The sequence below is a fragment of the Schlesneria sphaerica genome, from assembly GCF_044336245.1.
In the GTDB taxonomy this organism is placed as follows: Bacteria; Planctomycetota; Planctomycetia; order Planctomycetales; family Planctomycetaceae; genus Schlesneria; species Schlesneria sphaerica.
Genome location: NZ_CP172346.1, coordinates 2,682,805 through 2,700,423 on the forward strand (window position 1 = coordinate 2,682,805; position 17,619 = coordinate 2,700,423).

Below are 17,619 nucleotides of genomic sequence, written 5' to 3' on the forward strand. Positions count from 1 at the left end.
TTCATGGGAGGCCCACAAGTTGGACGATTCGGGCGTTCTGACGACGGGACTGCTAATTGTCCTCAAGTAACCAAAACACATCCGTGAAGAACACACGCCGGCACAATTCGGAGAACATATTTTTTCCAGGCAATATGCACACCTGCATGGCGCAGCGGTCACCTCCCCGGAATGCGTGCTGCTGAAAAAATTCCTCCAGCGAACTCCCCTCGCGATTGCCGCCGGTCCCCTAGTCGACCCGTCCATTTGACGGAATTTGTGCATCATCCCGGGGCTGCTCGTCAAGTCCGTCCTGGTCTGTGGGCGAGTGGTCTCCTGTTGCCTTTCCGTCCTCAACTGGAACTGTTTCGCGGTCCAGCTGCGCCTTTGCCTTCTCGATTTTCACGATCGTTTCCCTGGCGAGATCTTGCAGTGAGAATTCCCTCCCCCTCCCGATACCCCGTCCTCCTGGCGGCGCTGAAAGCTCCCGGAGCGACACTCGATGGTACCGAAACATTTCTGATTCAGCGTAATGCTTTAGCCTTGGAAGCGATGGACTGGCAGCAGTCCCCATCTCGCCGAGGGCACTCATGATCCTCGCGACCTCATGAATGGGTTCCGTGATATGTGCTGGAGCAGAACTGTAGGGATTGAGGACATCGTTTTCCTTCCGGACTGCGGCGTAGTACTCATCAAACACCTTCGAGTGCCGGTCCAGAATTTTATTCAGTAGATCCACTGCGCCGGATGAATGAGGAGCGATCGCGACGACGCACCGGATACCGTTTTCAAACTCGGTCGCCAACAGCTTCTCCGCATACGTGAGAACCACAGCAGTTTTCAATCCGCTTTCGGCCAGCAGCAGTGCGGCAACTGGTCCCTGATAGAAGGGCGAGCTCAGTTTCGTCGCCCCTGATTCCGTCGGAAGCTGTTCCAGTGATCGCTCCGCAAGAGGAACAAGTTCAGGGTAGGATTTCATTGACTCTTCACTCATGCGAAGAATCATGTCCGCGCACCTGATCGACCAATTCGTCAGTCTTTCGTCCCTGGTAGCAATCGCAACGAGTTGGCTGATGAATTCCCTGGAACGGCGACGAATCTCTCCCCGGAGACGCTTTTGTGCTTCCACTGAAGTAACCGGGTCCAGCGGAGCCGAATGTCCCTTTGAACTGTAAAAGGAAATGCTGTCCTGCTGAAGAGAGTACAGGAACCAACCGAGAAATTCTCGCGTTGCCGTGTTTTCTGAGGACTGCTGAAACGAGGACAAGAGTTCGGAGACGACGATTTCGGCAGGTAATTTCGTCAGTACATACATGAGCCCTCGCACGATCGCCACTGGCTCTTGCTGTATTGCCATCCCCCTTTGAGATCCCATTCCATTCACGATCGTATCGGGGTTCTGAAGGCGAATTGTTCGAAAGACGACTTTTGCCAATTCTTCGGGATCTGCCCGATCTGCGAGACAAGTCATCGCGCGAACGGCCTCAGCGACTTTTTCCTCGTTTCGTTCCGTCTGCAGCATGCGCAGCCAGTCGCTCAAGGTAATTCCATTGTAAGTTGGCTCGGCCTCGCTTAAGTCGCTCGTCTTAGATTCGCGTTTTGGCGTCGTCACTCTGGTGTCCGGGTCGCGTGGCAACGCTGCTGCGGTTTCGCCTAGTGGCCCTGCAATAGCGACGTCGGCCAGACGCTCTGCCCGTGTGCCCGGTTCGTCCCAGCGCAGATCCGCGTCGGGCTCGAGCAGATCCTTGATCCGTCGCTCGACGATTTCGGCCTGATGAGCCTGACGTCGCGAGTGGCTGGCGATCAGTCTTTCAAGTCGTTGACTGATGGACTCAAACTCTCGGTGCCGTAGTTGCTGACGATGTTCGAATTGCCGAACAGTAAGGGTTTCCAGTTCCCGCAGCAGGCGCTGGCGCTCGTCTGACCTCGCCTCACGAATCCGCCGGGCAAGCTGTTTTGCCTGTCGATCATAGGATGCATCCTCTGCATCCTGAACGAAGAGGCCGGAAAAGGAATGATCCTGCGGCAGAGGTTCGCGGAGACCAATCGGGCCCTCTGCGGCGAAAACTCGATCTCGGTCGGAGAGGTTTGAGGGCAGCGCATCGGCGACCGGATGAGGCTCAATCCCATGGACGATCGCCTCATCCTGCTCCCCTTCCGCCGGCGGATCGTCTGTCTCATCGGACGAATGGTTCCCGGCCGGCTGCTCTCTGGCCTCAGGTTCGATTTTCTCCACTAAATCGCTGACACGTTCTTGTGTTGCCGGGTCAGCGACGACAATCACGGATTGGCTCTCGAGTTCCGGGATCACCTTGACCGAGGCTCCGAACACCTCTTTGATCGTCGTCGCGATGTTCTTGGGGGAACCACTTCGAACTCGGAAGAACGTCGTCACATTCCCTGGTGCGGCCCCTTCCTCACTTGGCTCGATCGGATCAATTCCGACCGGTTCGGTGTCAGTCAACCCGACTGAATTGGAATCGGGAATCTCATCCTCGGGTTCAGGCAATTGCTCACCAGCCGGGGGCTCGGACTGTGACTCGTCCAGTTCGTGACTGCGCCTTGAGACTTCATGAACGAATGCGACGATGTCATCGATTGTCTTTCGATCAGCCATCACAACAACGGAACTACTGCTCTCGACCGCTGAAACTTTGATCCCGTCTCCGAAAAGTTCACGGATCGATCTGGCGAATTCGGTAGCAGAGCCTCGTTCAATTCTGATCAACTCCCGCACTCGGGGCGCGGGAATCGGGGACTCGGCAATTTCGGAGACGTGAACGGCCGAGTCATCGTCATCCGACTGCGCCGAATGAGGGATCGGCACATCCCCGTGCTCTAGACGAATGACATCGCTCTCGTGTGAGGAACCACGGGCATCCCGACTCGAGAACGCCTGGGCGAAGCGAGACTCCATATAGTAGATCGTGCCCAGGATGATGCTTACCTGCACGACGATGCCCAGAACAATCCAACTCGCCAGTTTGTATCTGCTCGCCATGGGATTTCTTTCTTTGTCAGTTGAAGACATCGTTGCTTCAGTAAACATCAATTCGGGCAAACTGTCCGAGTGAGAAATTGCATCGGACACAGGATCCCTCGGCGGAACGACGACGCGGTTATCGGTGACCACCGAAACCGTCAACCTTAGAATTCACTGTCGTTCTCTAACGCCTTTAGCTTTCCCAGGACTGCATCGGTCTCGGGTTGTAACTCGTCATCCCATCCATCATTGGCTCCGTCATCGGCGGGAGTCGGCATTAACACCGCAGCCTCCGTGGGAGGACTGACACTGGCATGCGGCATGGGAACAATCGCAGGGGGACGTGAGGCCCAGATTGCCCCGCATACGCCGAACAGCAGGATCGCAACCAGGCCATATTGCCATCGCGTTATTCGCGTTGGCCGCCGGACTAACTCCATGACTTCAACCGGCAGCGGAACCCGTGTTGGTTGCTGAACGTGAGCCAGACAGTTCTGCAAAAGTGCAGCAACTTGATGGGCATCCTCGAATCGGTCGTCGCTCTGCTTCGCCTGCAGCCTGGCAATCAATGCTTCCAGCCAATCAGGCACGGCTGGATTGATCTCGCGTAGCGGACGGGGTGTTTCCTCACAAACACGCCTCAGGACGCCCATCGCCGTTTCGGACCGGAAGGGAGAATGCCCTGCCAGCATCGTGTAAAGCACCGTTCCCAGACTGAACAGATCGGTCCGGTGATCGACCTGATCCCCGCGAGCCTGTTCAGGCGACATGAACTGAGGGGTCCCGGCGATGACCCCACTTCGCGTTAAACTCGCATCATCCGCCGCGCGAGCCAGTCCGAAATCGGTCAGCAGCACGCGTTCAACATTCCGCTCCAGCAAGATATTGCCTGGCTTGATATCACGATGGACCAGTCCCTGAGCGTGTGCTGCTGCGAGCCCGTCTGCTACTTGCTGCCCGATCCGCAACGTATCGACGACATCCAGCGATCCCACGCGGGTCAATCGCTGCTGCAGCGATTCGCCGGGAACATACGGCATCACGAGATACGGCGGATGATGAGAGGCATCCACGGCATGAATCGCAACGACATGCTGATGAACGATTGCAGCCGCCGCCTGAGCTTCCCGGACAAACCGGCGCCGTGCCGCGGCACTCGTCGCACAGAACGGGTGTAACACTTTCACAGCTACGTACCGGTTCAGTTCGTGGTCGTAGCCCTTGAGCACAATTCCCATTCCACCGCAGCCGATCTCCTCGAGAATCTCAAACTCACCCAACCTTCCGAGCATTGCCGGATTGTCAGAAGGGGCGAGGAAATCAAGCGGAACGGTGCGGATGGACTCCTCTGCTGGATGCATCGAAAGTCCACTGAATTCGGATGAATTCGTGTGAGGCTGGAGCCCCGCCAACGCATCACGCGTTTCTTCCCACCAATGTGCCGTGGCCGCCAGGGATTCCATCTGCTGCTGGCAACCGGTGCAGTCTTCGAGATGTCGCACGACGGCTGTTTGGGTTGCCTCAGGCAACTCACCATTCAGCATTCGCTGTAACTGTTCCCGATCATAATGGGACATGCGAGTAAACATGGTTCAGCTCTTTGAGATTGCCTGGACAACGCCGTATTGCCGTATCACGGTCCGCCGATCAATTAGCGTCCCCTCTGATTCAGCGAGGAATCGATTCTGTCAGTTGGCCCTGACGCAGCACGAGTGCGCAGGGCCAGCCGAAACCGAGGCGAAAAAGTTCTTGCTCAGCGAAAGGAACGACTATCGAACATCTTTCTTCTCAAATTCTTCCACCTTTTCTCGTAACCGTTTCATCACGCGATTGCGTGAGACGTAAATCAGGCCTGTAGAAATTTGCAGTTCACGTGCGACGTCAGCCACCGGGTGCCCCTCGACGGCGGTTCGCCAGAAGGCGAGCCAGTGGGATTCTCGAAATTCATTCCGAATTCGATCGGCAGCCCAGCGAAAGACCTGCCTGCGCTGTTCCAGGTCGAAGAGTGCCGACTCATCCCCTTCCGGAGCCGGCAGATCAACCATCACCTGCTGAAAATCCGCGTCGCCCCGACCTCGCGGATGTCTCGATTGTCTGATCAGGAAGTTCACAACCAGATTGCGTGTGATCGTGGACAACCAGCCCCGAAAGGTCCCCCGCCCCGGATCAACCTCCCAACGATCGATTGAACCTGCAACCGCCAGCAGCACCTCCTGTGTGATTTCACGGGCATCCGCGTCCTGCACGTGTCGAGTGCGAATCAGGCGATAAATGAGCGGCTGATAGATTTCGAGAAATGTCGTCCATGCCTGCTGATCCCGCGTATCGCGGAGCCGCAGAACAAGACTCGGTCGAGTATCCGGAACAGGTGCCATTGATGCCTCAGGAAAAGGAGGCCAACCGTGCAGGTTCGTGTCACGATGCGGCCCACAAAAGTAACACAACTGCCGCACGGAAATCTTACAAGAATTTGCAGCCTGCCCGCGGAACGATCGTGGGGCGAGGGACTTTCCCTTTAATTCAGGAGTGGATACTTGTGCGACGGACATCTCAGCCGATGCCTGAGGTGGTTCGACTGGATCGAGCCGTTCGGGGAGACTGGAATTACAGGCAGGATGGTTAGTTTCGAGCGTTCAGGTTAACTATATTGCTGCGGGTGCTCTGGCGTGACGGGATGTTCGCGTTGGTCACCAGCCAGTCATACAGGATGGAATATGCAGCAATCAGACGTCGTCATCATCGGTGGAGGGATCATCGGCCTGGCTACGGCCTACCGTCTGCTGGAACAGTTTCCCGACCGGAAGGTCACGATTCTCGAGAAAGAACGCGAGGTCGCTCAGCATCAGACCGGCCACAATTCGGGAGTTCTCCATTCAGGGATTTACTACAAACCCGGTTCGCTGCGTGCCACCAATTGCCGCGATGGCCGCCTTGCGATGGAAGAATTCTGCCTGAAGGAAAACATTCCGTTTGAACGCTGCGGTAAAGTCATCGTTGCCGTCAATTCCAAAGAGATCCCGCAGCTCGAACGAATTTACGAGCGAGGTCTCGCCAATGAAATCCGCTGCGAACTGATCGGGCCCGAGCGACTGAAAGAAATTGAACCCCACGTCCTGGGGGTCCAGGCGATTCACGTTCCCGATGCAGGAATTGTCGACTACCGCCAAGTGGCAGAACGGCTGGCCGAACGCGTGAAACAGGCGGGCGGTCAAATCAAGATGAGCGCCAAAGTGACGGGGATGTTCCGCAGCGATAACCGTATGGTCGTTCAGAATGAAGCGGGCGAACTGGAAGCTCGTCTGGTTGTGAATTGCGGCGGACTTCAAAGCGATCGACTTGCCTGGCTGTCGGGGGTTCGGCCCAATGCCCAGATCATCCCTTTCCGTGGCGAATACTTTGAGCTGAAACCCTCAGCGCAGCACTTGTGCAAGCACCTCATCTATCCTGTACCTGATCCCGAGTTTCCGTTTCTCGGTGTCCACTTTACCCGCATGATTCATGGGGGGGTCGAATGTGGGCCCAACGCCGTCTTCTCGTTCGCGCGTGAGGGTTACTACAAGACCAGCTTCAATCTGTTCGACACCCTCGAATCACTGACGTACCCCGGCTTCCTGAGGATGGCCTGGAAGCATTGGCGCGCGGGCTGGAACGAATTCCATCGCTCGTTCAGCAAAGACGCATTCGTGGCGGCGCTGCAGCGGCTGGTCCCTGAAATTCAGAGCGAGCACCTTGTCCCTGCCCCGGCAGGTGTCCGGGCACAGGCACTGACACGAGATGGCCGACTGGTCGATGACTTTCTGATTCAAGAGAACGATCTGGTCGTCAACGTGTGCAATGCACCCTCCCCGGCTGCGACCGCCTCTCTGAATATTGGAAAGCTGATAGTCGAAAAACTGGCTCCGCGGTTCTGACCACAGTCACCGAATCATTTTTCGATGGGGAGATTTGCTTCTTTCCAGCCCCGAAAGCCGCCATCCATACTGATGACGTTGGTATAGCCCATCTTCTGCAGATTGTCGGCGGCCAGGGCCGAACGGAATCCACCGCCGCAGTACAGCACCATCTCGCGATCGAAATCGGGAACAAGAGCTTCGATATCGCGTTCGATGATCCCTTTGCCGAGTGACTTCGCCCCCGGCAGATGCCCCTGCGCGAACTCACTCTCTTCACGGACATCAAACAGCAGGAACTGTTCGTTGGCCGCGATCCTCTTCTCGACGTCCCGGACCGTACACTCGCGGATATTGCCCCGAACGGCTTCAACGAGTTGCAGGAAGCGAGGCGCATGATTTGCCATATCGTAATATCCTTCTGCACCACTTCTGGTGTCCACAAGTCCATTCTAAGAATTGATCGAGATGAGGTTCCGTCCAGAACGTCGAAGCTCACCTGAAATCAGGCCGAGTTTGAAAATATCAGAGTGCCGCAGACATCGACAAGCAATCACCGTTCGCGACCGGAAAGATCCTTCTCAATCTGAGTAAAAACGCATCGTGTCTGTTTGATACGATCGCAAAACCTGCGATGATGGGGCACGGACATTGAGGTTCATTCAATCATTCGGAGCGCGACGAATGCAGATGGTAAGATTTCTCAATTGGGTAGTCGCTGGTTCCATCGTGACCTGCGGGATCACGCTCGCCGCTGAGCCGACGGACTTTTCTGAGTTCTCTCGATCCTACTCTAACGACGTTCGTCGGATTATTTCTCGCACTTGTGACAACTGTCACTCACCCGAGCTCAGCGAAGCGGACATCGATCTGACCGCGTTTCCCTCGCTGGACGAAGTGCGCAAGCATCCGGAAGTCTGGCAGAAGGTCAACGAGATGCTTGAGAGCGGTCAGATGCCGCCCAAGGACGCTCCCCAGCCGACTGACGCCGAGCGAACCCGGCTCAAGCAATGGGTGCGCGGATACCTGAAACTGGAAGCCAAATCGAGAGCCGGTGATCCGGGACGAGTCGTGCTGCGACGTCTCAATAATGTGGAATACACCAACACGATTCGGGACCTGACGGGCGTCCCCACACTTTCGCCAGCTCGAGAATTTCCGGTCGACAGCGCAGCGGGTGAAGGGTTTACGAACCTGGGCAACGCGCTCGCCATGTCTCCGGCGATGGTCACAAAGTATTTTGACGCCGCGAAAGAAATCGCCAATCACGCGATCCTCTTGCCACACGGCTTTCGGTTCTCTGCGACGGTGACTCCGCGCGACTGGACGGATGAGTTGCTCGCCCAGATTCGTGGAGTGTACGGTGAGTTCACCGACGCTGAGGGGGGAACGCAGGTCAACCTGCAGGGAATCGTTTTCGATACCAATGGTGGCGGCCGGTTGCCCGTCACGAAGTATCTGCTGGCAACGCTGGAGGAACGAGACGCTCTGAAATCAGGGCGAAAGACAATCGAGAAAGTCGCGGAAGAACGAAGCCTGAGTCCGAAGTATCTGCGAATGCTCTGGAGCACGCTGACCAGCGAGGAACCTTCGTTTCTGTTCGATCGACTTCGCAGCCAGTGGCGTGACGCGACTCCCAGGGACACTCCGCAAATTGCTGCAGAAATCGCTCAGTGGCAGCAGGCGTTATGGCGATTCACCAGCATCGGACATATCGGCAAAGTGGGTGGCCCCAAGGCGTGGATGGAACCTGTCAGTCCCATCACCACCCGAACCGACATCCGCATGAAACTGCCCGCGTCAAGCGACGGCGAGCAGGTCTCGGTCTATCTCACGACGATGGACGGCGGAGATGGTAACGAACATGACTACGTCGTCTGGCAGCAGCCTCGCCTGGTCGCACCCGGCCGGCCGGATGTACTCTTGCGGGATGTCCGCCGAGTCACCGCCGAACTGGCCGAGCGGCGTGATCGCTCCTTTGCAGCAACAGTGCGATGTCTGGCTGCAGCCACCGAAGCGGGTGCCGCCCAGGGTAACGTCGAACTTGCGGACCTTGCAAAGCGTCACAAAGTCGTTGCTGACCTGCTCGCCGCCTGGTTGAACTACGTTGGGGTCGGGACGGGCGGGCACGTTCAGATCGAAAACTACTTCACTAATCAGCTCTCGAACATCTCGGGTTATGCTTTTGCCAAAGGTTGGGGAAGTCACGAAACGCCCCTGATGGTGGCCAACTCGTCGGGCGAGCACGTTCGGATTCCGGGAAATCTCAAGCCCCACGGAGTCACCGTTCACCCATCACCCGACCGTCAGGCTGTGGTCGGGTGGAAGAGCCCGGTGTCCGCTGCCGTTCGAGTCGAAGCCAAGATTCAGCATGCTCATCCCGAGTGCGGGAACGGGGTCACCTGGACTCTTGAATTGCGGCGCGGTGCAACGCGGCAGCGACTGCGGAACGGAATCTCTCATGGCGACCAGGTTGTGGTCGCGGATCCGATCGCCGATCTGAAAGTCCAGCCCGAGGACGTCATCTCGCTGCTGATTGGACCACGCGACGGAAATCATTCGTGCGATCTGACCGCCATCGATCTGACAATCACCTCTACGGAAAGCGGTGGCCGGTCATGGGACCTTTCCGCCGACGTGTCTCCCGATATTCATGCCGGTAACCCTCATGCCGATCGTTTCGGCAACGAAGCGATCTGGCACTTCTATACAGAGCCCGTCAACAGTGCGTCCCAGGGACCTGTCATCCCCGAGGGGTCACTGCTGGCGAAGTGGCAAGTTGAGAAGGATCCTGCGGCCCGACAGAAATTGGCGGAGGAAATTCAAAGACTGCTGATCGAAGAACCTCGCGAGAATGGAAAGACCGCGGATCAGGAACTGCGACGTCAGCTTCGATCCCTCAATGGTCCACTCTTCGGAGGAATGCCTCTACCGGCCTTGAAGGAAAACAAAACTGCGGGAACGTCTGCGAAATCAGACGTCTGGGGCCCCGACCCCGCGCTCTTCGGAGTTCACCCGAATGGCCAGAAGATCGAATCGGAAAGCCTTTGCGTTAAGGCCCCTTCCGTCATCGAAGTTCGATTGCCAGCCGATTTTGCAGCGGGATACGAACTCGTCACGTCAGGCATCCTTCATCCCGAGACGGGCAAGGAAGGTACCGTTCAACTTCAGGTCCTGACAACGAAACCAGACGCGGCTGCGGGTCTGATCGCCAGTAAAGTGACCGCGGTCAATGCGAATAGCCAGTGGACGGACAACAAATGGGTGCTGCAGCACTCAACGCCGATTCTGGTCAGCGACTCCAGCACGGCCCGAAAGCGCGTTGAAGCGGGATTCGAATCGTTCCGCAACCTGTTCCCAGCGGCACTGTGCTATTCGCGCATTGTCCCTGTGGACGAAGTTGTCACGTTGACGCTCTTCTTCCGCGAAGACCGCCACCTGGTCAACCTGATGCTCAACGAAGAGCAGGCGAGGAAACTGGACCGCCTGTGGAGCGAACTTCATTTCGTCAGTCGAGATGCCCTGACCCTGGTCGATGCGTACAACCAGTTGATGGAGTTTGCCACCCAGGATGCCGACCCAAAGGTTTTTGAACCCCTGCGAAAACCGATTTATGATCGCGCGAAGCAGTTTGAGCAGGAACTGGTGGATGCAGAACCCCGTCAGCTCGATCAGTTGATTCAGTTCGCCAGCCGCGCCTATCGCCGACCGCTCACAGATCAGGAAACCCACGATCTGCGAAATCTCTACCGGAAACTGCGCGAGCAGGAGCTGCCCCATGAAGAGGCCTTCCGTTACACGCTGGCACGCGTCCTTATCGCTCCTGCGTTTCTCTATCGCGTCGAACCGTTCGCTGCGAGTACGACGGCGGAAACAGAAATCGTCCCTGTGAATGATTGGGCACTTGCCAGCCGCCTGAGCTATTTCCTCTGGTCTGCACCACCCGATGCCGAGCTGAATCATCTGGCGAGCGCAGAACACCTGCACGAACCCGATACGCTGGTGGCCGAGGCCAGACGAATGCTGAAATCAGAACGGATTCGTGCGATGTCGACCGAATTCGCCTGCCAGTGGCTGGGGGTGAGAGACTTCGATTCGCACAGTGAAAAAAGCGATCAAGTCTTCCCCACGTTCAGTGACTTGCGTGATGACATGTATGAAGAGACGGTCCAGTTTTTCGTGGACCTGTTCCAACGGGACGGCTCGGTACTGGATGTTCTCGATGCCGACTACACCTTCCTGAACGAATCCCTCGCGAAGCACTATGGAATCCCCGGTGTGAACGGGCCTGAATGGCGACGCGTTAACGGCATTCGACAGTACGGCCGGGGAGGTATCCTGACGTTCGCGACCACATTGGCGCAGCAATCGGGTGCTTCGCGCACAAGTCCCATTCTGCGCGGCAACTGGGTGCTGGAAAGCCTGCTGGGGGAAAAGCTGCCGCGGCCACCGGCGAATATTCCACCACTGCCCGAAAGCGAAACGGATACAGATCTGACCGTCCGCGAATTGACCGAAAAGCATCGCAGTAATGCGGCGTGTGCTCATTGTCACGACCGGATCGATGCCTTCGGCTTTTCGCTGGAGGGATTCGATGCGATTGGCCGCCGTCGTGATCGCGATCTGGGTGGACGAGTCATCGATGTCAATGTCGAACTGCCCAACGGAACGCGGTTTACCGGCGAGTCTGGTCTACGAGATTATCTCCTGCAGGCCCGTCGCAACGATTTCCTGAAACATTTCTGCAAGAAATTGCTCGGTTATTCGCTCGCCCGTGGTGTCCAGTTGTCTGACGAACCGTTGTTGGATGAAATGATCGCGAACCTGCAATCGAATGATTACCGATTCTCGGCCGCGGTCGAAACAATCCTTCGTAGTCAACAATTCAGGTTCCAACGTGGCAATGTCCCGGAGTAGAATACAGCTCTACAACGGAACGCTGTTCGTGTACTTGAATTCGTCGGCAAGAGTGCCCGCCGCATCCCCTAGCAGGGCTGCAAATGTGAAGAAACCGGGCGCCAATGCCATACCAGGATCGCTATTACCCGCTCACTTTGCCCCTTACTTTCTGACGTTGATGACCTCACCAATCTGAAAACGAATTGCGAAGGAACCTTGCCATGCGCCGTGACATGTCGCCCGTCTCGCATCCATTCAACCGACGCGCATTCCTGAGGGGGCTGGGAGTCACGATGGCTCTCCCCTGGATGGAATCACTCAAGGTTTGGGGTGACGAAACACGGGGCAGCGAGAAGGGAAGTCAACCTCCCGTCCGGCTCGCCGTGCTGTTTGCGGGAAACGGCTTTCACGCCAGGGAGTGGTGGGCCAAGGAAACACCGGGGGGACTCGAGTTAGGCCAGGTGCTCGCACCACTGAATGATTTCCGCGATAAGACACTCTTCATTCGCGGTCTTTACAACGAACAGGCTCTGAAAGGGAACATTCACAGTTCGCAAACGGGCAACCTGTTGTCCGGAGCTCCCCTTGCCGCGGGGGGCGAGATTCATTCAGGAACCAGCGTCGACCAGTTACTGGCACAGACCTACGGTCGCACTACCAAAGTGCCAAGCCTGGTGCTGGGCTGCGAGGCGGCGAACCCATCTGTCCATAAAAACTACTCGATGATCTACAGCTCTCACATTTCGTGGAGCTCACCAACCACACCTACGCCGCTGGAGTTGTATCCGTCGCTCGCCTTCGATCGTCTGTTCAAGGACGAAGTTCAGCGCGGGGACAAGAGTGTTCTGGATGCGGTCCTTTCTGACGCCCGGCAAATTCGTCGATCGATCAGTACCGCAGACCAGCGCAAACTGGATGAATACCTCGATTCAGTCCGGGATGTCGAACAGCGCATCGAGAACGCCGGAAAGCTGGGTGAACTTCAGGGCTGGCGTCCTACGCTCGACAAGCCCAACATGCCTCGTCCGCCCGAAGGGATTCCGCAGAATATCGCCGAACACATGCGGCTGATGTGTGACATCATGGTGCTCGGCTTCCAGACCGACACCACACGAATCTGCACGCTGAAGCTGAATAACGATCATTCTTCGCTGCGGTTCCCGCACCTCAACGTCGACTACATGATCCATCACTTGTTGTCACACTCGGACACACCAGACTGGTTGAAGGTCAATCAGTTCTTCGTCGAGCAGGTGGCTTACATCGCAAGGCGACTCGACGCGATTCAGGAAGGGGAGCGAACGGCGCTGGATAACACCATGCTGATGTTCTGCTCGAGCATGATGAGCGGCAGCCACGACGCAACTCAGTTGCCTGTCGTGATGGTGGGACGGGGCGGCGGCCAGATCAAGACCGGAAAAGTCCTCGATTATCGTGAGCAATCGAACAGACAGATGTGCCGCCTGTATCTCTCGATGATGAACAAGATGGGTGTGAACCTCGACAAGTTTGGCGATGCGACTGAAGCATTGCCCGAGGTGTAATCTGCCGGCCTGAGCGTGGAATGGATTCCATTCCACGCTCAATTTCTGACTAATGCCGATCTCATTGCATCGTTCACGAAGGTGTATTCATGCGTCTCTGCTACTCGATGGCCGCGTTCTTCACTTCCATCCTGACCTTGATTCAGCCAGCTCTGGCCGGTTGTCCCAAGTTCACGGCGCAGACCATCGATCCGAGGATTGGCGCCGTCTGTTACGCCGTTACCAAAGCCGACGTTAACGGAGACGGCAAGCTCGACATCGTGGCGGTCAGCGAAAACCGACTCCAGTGGTATGAAGCACCGACCTGGAAAAAGCACGTCATTCTCGATAACCAGACCGAAATGGACAATGTCTGCATCGCCGTCCACGATGTCGACGGCGACGGCAAGATCGATTTCGCCTTGGGCGCCGGTTGGATCAAGACGAATACGGGGAGTATTCAGTGGGTGACTCGTGGCGAAAAACCTGAAGATCCCTGGACCGTCCACCTGATCGCCCACGAGAAAAGCACGCACCGGATGAGCTTCGCGGATGTTCTGGGTGAAGGTCAGCCGCAACTGGTGGTGTCGCCGCTAAACCGCAGTATCGACGGGAACGAAGGGGTGCGTCTGCTTGCCTTCTCAATTCCCAAGGACCCGAAGATGGATCGCTGGATCGGGACGCCGATTGACGAGACACTGAATCGCGTCCACGGTCACACACACGCCGACTGGGACGGTGATGGCACACAAGATACGTTGACCGCCAGTGAAGAAGGCCTGTTCGTGATCCACCGTCCCGGAAACGCCTTTTTGAAACGGCGGATTGGCAGCGGGGCCGAATCACCAAAACCGGAACTTCGTGGGGCCGGCGAAATTAAGCTGGGGAAGACAAAGCAGGGAAAGCGTTTCGTCGCGACCGTCGAGCCCATGCACGGAACCAGCGTCGCAGTCTACACCGAATCGAAATCAGGTCAGTTTCCCCTGGAACGACGGGTCATCGAATCCGAGCTGAAACAGGGGCACGCCGTCTGGACCGCGGACCTGGACGGGGACGGCGGGGATGAAATCCTGGTCGGCTTCCGTGAACCGGGAACAGGTGAGATTAAGGGTCCCGGGCTGTACGTCTTCTCGCAAGACGATCCTTCCTCACAGAGGTGGACACGACACGTGATCGACAATGGCGGCATCGCCGTGGAGGATGCTCTGATTGCCGATTTCAACGGGGACGGCAAGCTGGATCTTCTTGCCGGAGGGCGTGCGACTCAAAATGTCAAACTGTACCTCAACCGGGGGCAATAAGACGGTGGTTCCGGCTCACGTTCCCGCGATGTAAGAAAATTCGGCTCACGCCCGGCCTGTGTTACAGTCAGTGCGAAGGTACAGCAATTTCGTATTCGCGGTGTCACCAGTCCATGGCTTCAAGGTAACAGGCCGTGTATCCGATCTGGTCAGATCCCGAACGAGTCTCTGCCTGTCCGCTTCCTGCAGTCGAGGAAATTCGATGACCGTATATCTTCTGGGAACGCTGGATACCAAGGGGGCTGAAGTCGGTTTCCTTCGCGATTTACTTCACCAGCTCGCGATCCCCACCTGCATCGTCGACACGGGCTGCCTGGGTGAGCCCGTCATCGACGCCGACATTTCACGGCACGAGGTGTTTCAGGCTGCGGAGTGGTTGCTGGATAACGTCCGTCGGGAAGGAGACCGCGGCAAGGCGGTCTCACTGGCGGCGCTGGGGGCCACTCGGCTGATACGGGAAGCCCACGCACGTGGAGAAGTCGACGGGATTATATCGCTGGGGGGATCTGCCGGGACCAGCATCGGAACGTCAGCGATGCGGGCCCTGCCGCTGGGGGTTCCCAAGCTGATGATCAGCACACTCGCTTCAGGACAGACGCGTCCGTACGTGGGGAGTAAAGACATCCTGATGATGAATGCGGTCGTCGATATCGCTGGCATCAACAGAATCAGCCGCGTCATTCTGACCAATGCTGCGCATGCCATGGCGGGCATGGTCCGGCGCGGCGCCTCTGTGAGCGAGACGTCACCATCAGTCGATCGTCCGCTGATTGCAGCGACCATGTTTGGGGTCACGACACCCTGCGTGGAACGGGCGCGGCAGATTCTTGAGGCGGCGGGATACGAGGTCCTGGTATTTCACGCCACTGGGACCGGCGGGGAAGCCATGGAAGGACTGATCGCTGACGGACTGTTCGCAGGAGTTCTGGATATCACCACCACCGAACTGGCGGATGAACTTGTCGGCGGCACATTGACTGCGGGTCCGACGCGTCTCACAGCAGCGGGTCGACGAGGTGTGCCGCAAGTCATCTCAGTGGGGGCTCTCGACATGGTGAACTTCGGCCCCAGAAACACCGTTCCCGATCAGTTCAAGAATCGACAATTCTACGAGCACAATGCCACAGTGACGCTGATGCGAACGACTGTGGACGAGAACCGCCAACTGGGAGCAGAACTCGGAAGAAAGGCCGCGGCCGCAAAGGGCCCCACTGCAATCCTGTTTCCACAAAAGGGAGTCTCGGCCATCGATCAGACGGATAAACCTTTCGACTATCCGGAAGCACGTCAGGCACTGCTCGACGGAATTCGCTCGACGCATGGCGCGGTAGAACTGATGGAACTGGACCACCACATTAACGACACCGAATTCGCCGAAGCCGCAGCGAGGAAGTTACTGGAGCTCATTCGGTAACAGAATGCATTGGTTGTGCGACATCTGACCGACGCTGTTACCTGTTCTGGCGTAACCAGGTTCTCAAGCATCGAAAGATCAATCTCACGCTCGGCGAATACAAAAAAGTCCCCAAGGAAACGCTAAATGTTCACCCCGACTGAAGCGACGGCACTCAAATAATCGTCGGGCACTCAATCATGCGGCCGCGCGGTTCCGAACTATTTCAGGCGTCCTGCACTGCGGCATGTTTCCAGAATTCCCGCGATCGACTGCAGCGATTCGGTGTTCCCGATGTCGCACTTGATCCCTTCACGATCCAGCACTGACAGAATCCCCAGGATCCCCATCGAATCCCATTCAGGAACGTCGACCGCCTTACTGGCGGAGTTCAGCGTGGAAGCCGGAACGTCGAGAGCTTCGGCAACCAGTCCGATGACTTCGCTTTCGGTGAACTTTTCTGCGACGGAACTGGTGTTGGCTGTGGACATGGATCTCTCCTCCATTAGAACAGTCTGCCGCAGAAATCCGACTGCGGGGTGAATCAGCTCAGGCTGCCCGGGCCACGTTGCCAGGCTCCCTGTTTCCGTGAATCAGGGCTACGCGGCCATCGAGTCCGGTGACGGCCTGACCGCTGTACATCAAGTCGCTTTCTGACGGTGACTGTCCATCCCTGGTTTGCTGGGTGTAGGGAAGTACAAGTGCTCCGAACTGAAAATAGACCGGGCTTAACACGTCCTTCCGGTGAGCGGCCAGCCGCTGCCAGTCGCCCCCCTCGGTGCTTCCATATAGACAACATTCACGGGAACGGCAATATGGATTTGGTTCCACCGCGGTCGAGATCAGCCTCAGTGAACCGAACTGAGCCGCGTAAAGTGAGCTTCCTTCCACTTGAAGCAGTTCCTCGATCCGTCCCGTCTTTCGATCGAGCCGGACGATGAAATTGTGATCTCGATCCGAATCCGTGCCGTAAGTCAGGCCATCGCGATCAATCAGAGCCGAGACAGCCCGATACCGCTGTGTGCCACGTCCGAGCCATTCCAGGTGCTTCAGATCACGCGAAAGAACACCGACACCGGTCTGCCTGCCGAAATCACCAACCAGAACCCAATAGTTCCCCTCGAACGGGTCCACCATGACGTGATGTACGTGCCGGATGTCCCCCTGTGGAAAGCGGAAGCCTGCTTGAAAGCTTTGACCTGAGTCTTCCGAGACATAGATCAGCACTTCAGAGTTCTCAAGGCCACTCCCGTATTCCCCGAACAGAACCCGCGAGCCATCAACGGAAAAGTTCAACGGGCGAGAACCCCGCTCCACTTGAAAGACACGCGTCATCTGCTGTTCACCCGCCGCGGCACGGTAGATCCCGTCCCGCGCAATCGCCAGTCGGCTTCCGTCCGGCAGCACATGCAGGGCCGCGATGTACCAGCGCAGTAATCGTGCGAGCACCCGCACTCGCGAGCAATGATGCTTCCAGCCAAACGAGGGGACGTAACAATCCAGCAGCCACGTCTGTCCCCGGTCGCACGAGCGATAAATCTGGCAGCCACGACAGAGATACAGATCACCGTTGGCGGCCACGTACAGGGCTCGCCCCGGAATGATCTTCTTTTGTCGACCTTCCAGCGAGATCGATGCTGACATGAGGGGG

Annotated in this window: 11 protein-coding genes; 5 read left to right on the plus strand and 6 right to left on the minus strand. The window is 57.0% G+C overall.

The genetic code is table 11. The features are described from left to right. Positions 1–229 precede the first annotated feature (229 nt). From ACGY09_RS09840 to ACGY09_RS09850, 3 genes are all read right to left on the minus strand, one after another. The gene (locus ACGY09_RS09840) at positions 230–2,980 is read right to left on the minus strand and encodes a hypothetical protein (protein WP_397571399.1); all 2,751 of its coding nucleotides are present in this window, start codon (positions 2,978–2,980) and stop codon (positions 230–232) included. A 146-nt stretch (positions 2,981–3,126) separates the two neighbouring features. Beyond that, positions 3,127–4,551, minus strand: a complete 1,425-nt coding sequence (locus tag ACGY09_RS09845) for a protein kinase (RefSeq protein ID WP_397571400.1) — start codon at positions 4,549–4,551, stop codon at positions 3,127–3,129. Between the two features lie 180 nt (positions 4,552–4,731). Next, the gene (locus tag ACGY09_RS09850; protein WP_397571401.1) at positions 4,732–5,337 is read right to left on the minus strand and encodes an RNA polymerase sigma factor; all 606 of its coding nucleotides are present in this window, start codon (positions 5,335–5,337) and stop codon (positions 4,732–4,734) included. 339 nt (positions 5,338–5,676) lie between these two features. Between ACGY09_RS09850 and lhgO the strand changes: the two genes are divergently transcribed. Continuing rightward, positions 5,677–6,873, plus strand: a complete 1,197-nt coding sequence (lhgO, locus tag ACGY09_RS09855; RefSeq protein WP_397571402.1) for an L-2-hydroxyglutarate oxidase — start codon at positions 5,677–5,679, stop codon at positions 6,871–6,873. Positions 6,874–6,887: 14 nt separating this feature from the next. Here the strand turns inward: lhgO and ACGY09_RS09860 are convergent, their stop codons facing one another. Next, entirely contained in the window at positions 6,888–7,259 is a 372-nt protein-coding gene (locus ACGY09_RS09860) for a rhodanese-like domain-containing protein (RefSeq protein WP_397571403.1), read from the minus strand. Between the two features lie 283 nt (positions 7,260–7,542). Here ACGY09_RS09860 and ACGY09_RS09865 point away from each other — a divergent pair, with 283 nt between their 5' ends. The 4 genes from ACGY09_RS09865 to ACGY09_RS09880 all read left to right on the plus strand — a co-directional run bounded on the left by ACGY09_RS09865 (position 7,543) and on the right by ACGY09_RS09880 (position 15,989). Beyond that, positions 7,543–11,769 (plus strand): DUF1592 domain-containing protein, encoded by a 4,227-nt coding sequence (locus ACGY09_RS09865; protein WP_397571404.1) that lies wholly within the window; start codon positions 7,543–7,545, stop codon positions 11,767–11,769. Between the two features lie 203 nt (positions 11,770–11,972). Further along, complete coding sequence (locus ACGY09_RS09870) at positions 11,973–13,295, plus strand: DUF1552 domain-containing protein (RefSeq protein ID WP_373650430.1); 1,323 nt, start codon at positions 11,973–11,975, stop codon at positions 13,293–13,295. An 89-nt stretch (positions 13,296–13,384) separates the two neighbouring features. Then, positions 13,385–14,575: an FG-GAP repeat domain-containing protein gene (locus ACGY09_RS09875; protein WP_397571405.1), complete on the plus strand. Its 1,191-nt coding sequence runs from the start codon at positions 13,385–13,387 to the stop codon at positions 14,573–14,575. 202 nt (positions 14,576–14,777) lie between these two features. Next, the gene (locus tag ACGY09_RS09880; RefSeq protein ID WP_397571406.1) at positions 14,778–15,989 is read left to right on the plus strand and encodes a Tm-1-like ATP-binding domain-containing protein; all 1,212 of its coding nucleotides are present in this window, start codon (positions 14,778–14,780) and stop codon (positions 15,987–15,989) included. Positions 15,990–16,189: 200 nt separating this feature from the next. Here the strand turns inward: ACGY09_RS09880 and ACGY09_RS09885 are convergent, their stop codons facing one another. Further along, positions 16,190–16,459 (minus strand): hypothetical protein, encoded by a 270-nt coding sequence (locus ACGY09_RS09885; RefSeq protein WP_373650427.1) that lies wholly within the window; start codon positions 16,457–16,459, stop codon positions 16,190–16,192. A 58-nt stretch (positions 16,460–16,517) separates the two neighbouring features. Continuing rightward, complete coding sequence (locus ACGY09_RS09890) at positions 16,518–17,612, minus strand: hypothetical protein (protein WP_397571407.1); 1,095 nt, start codon at positions 17,610–17,612, stop codon at positions 16,518–16,520. Between the last annotated feature and the right edge of the window lie 7 nt (positions 17,613–17,619).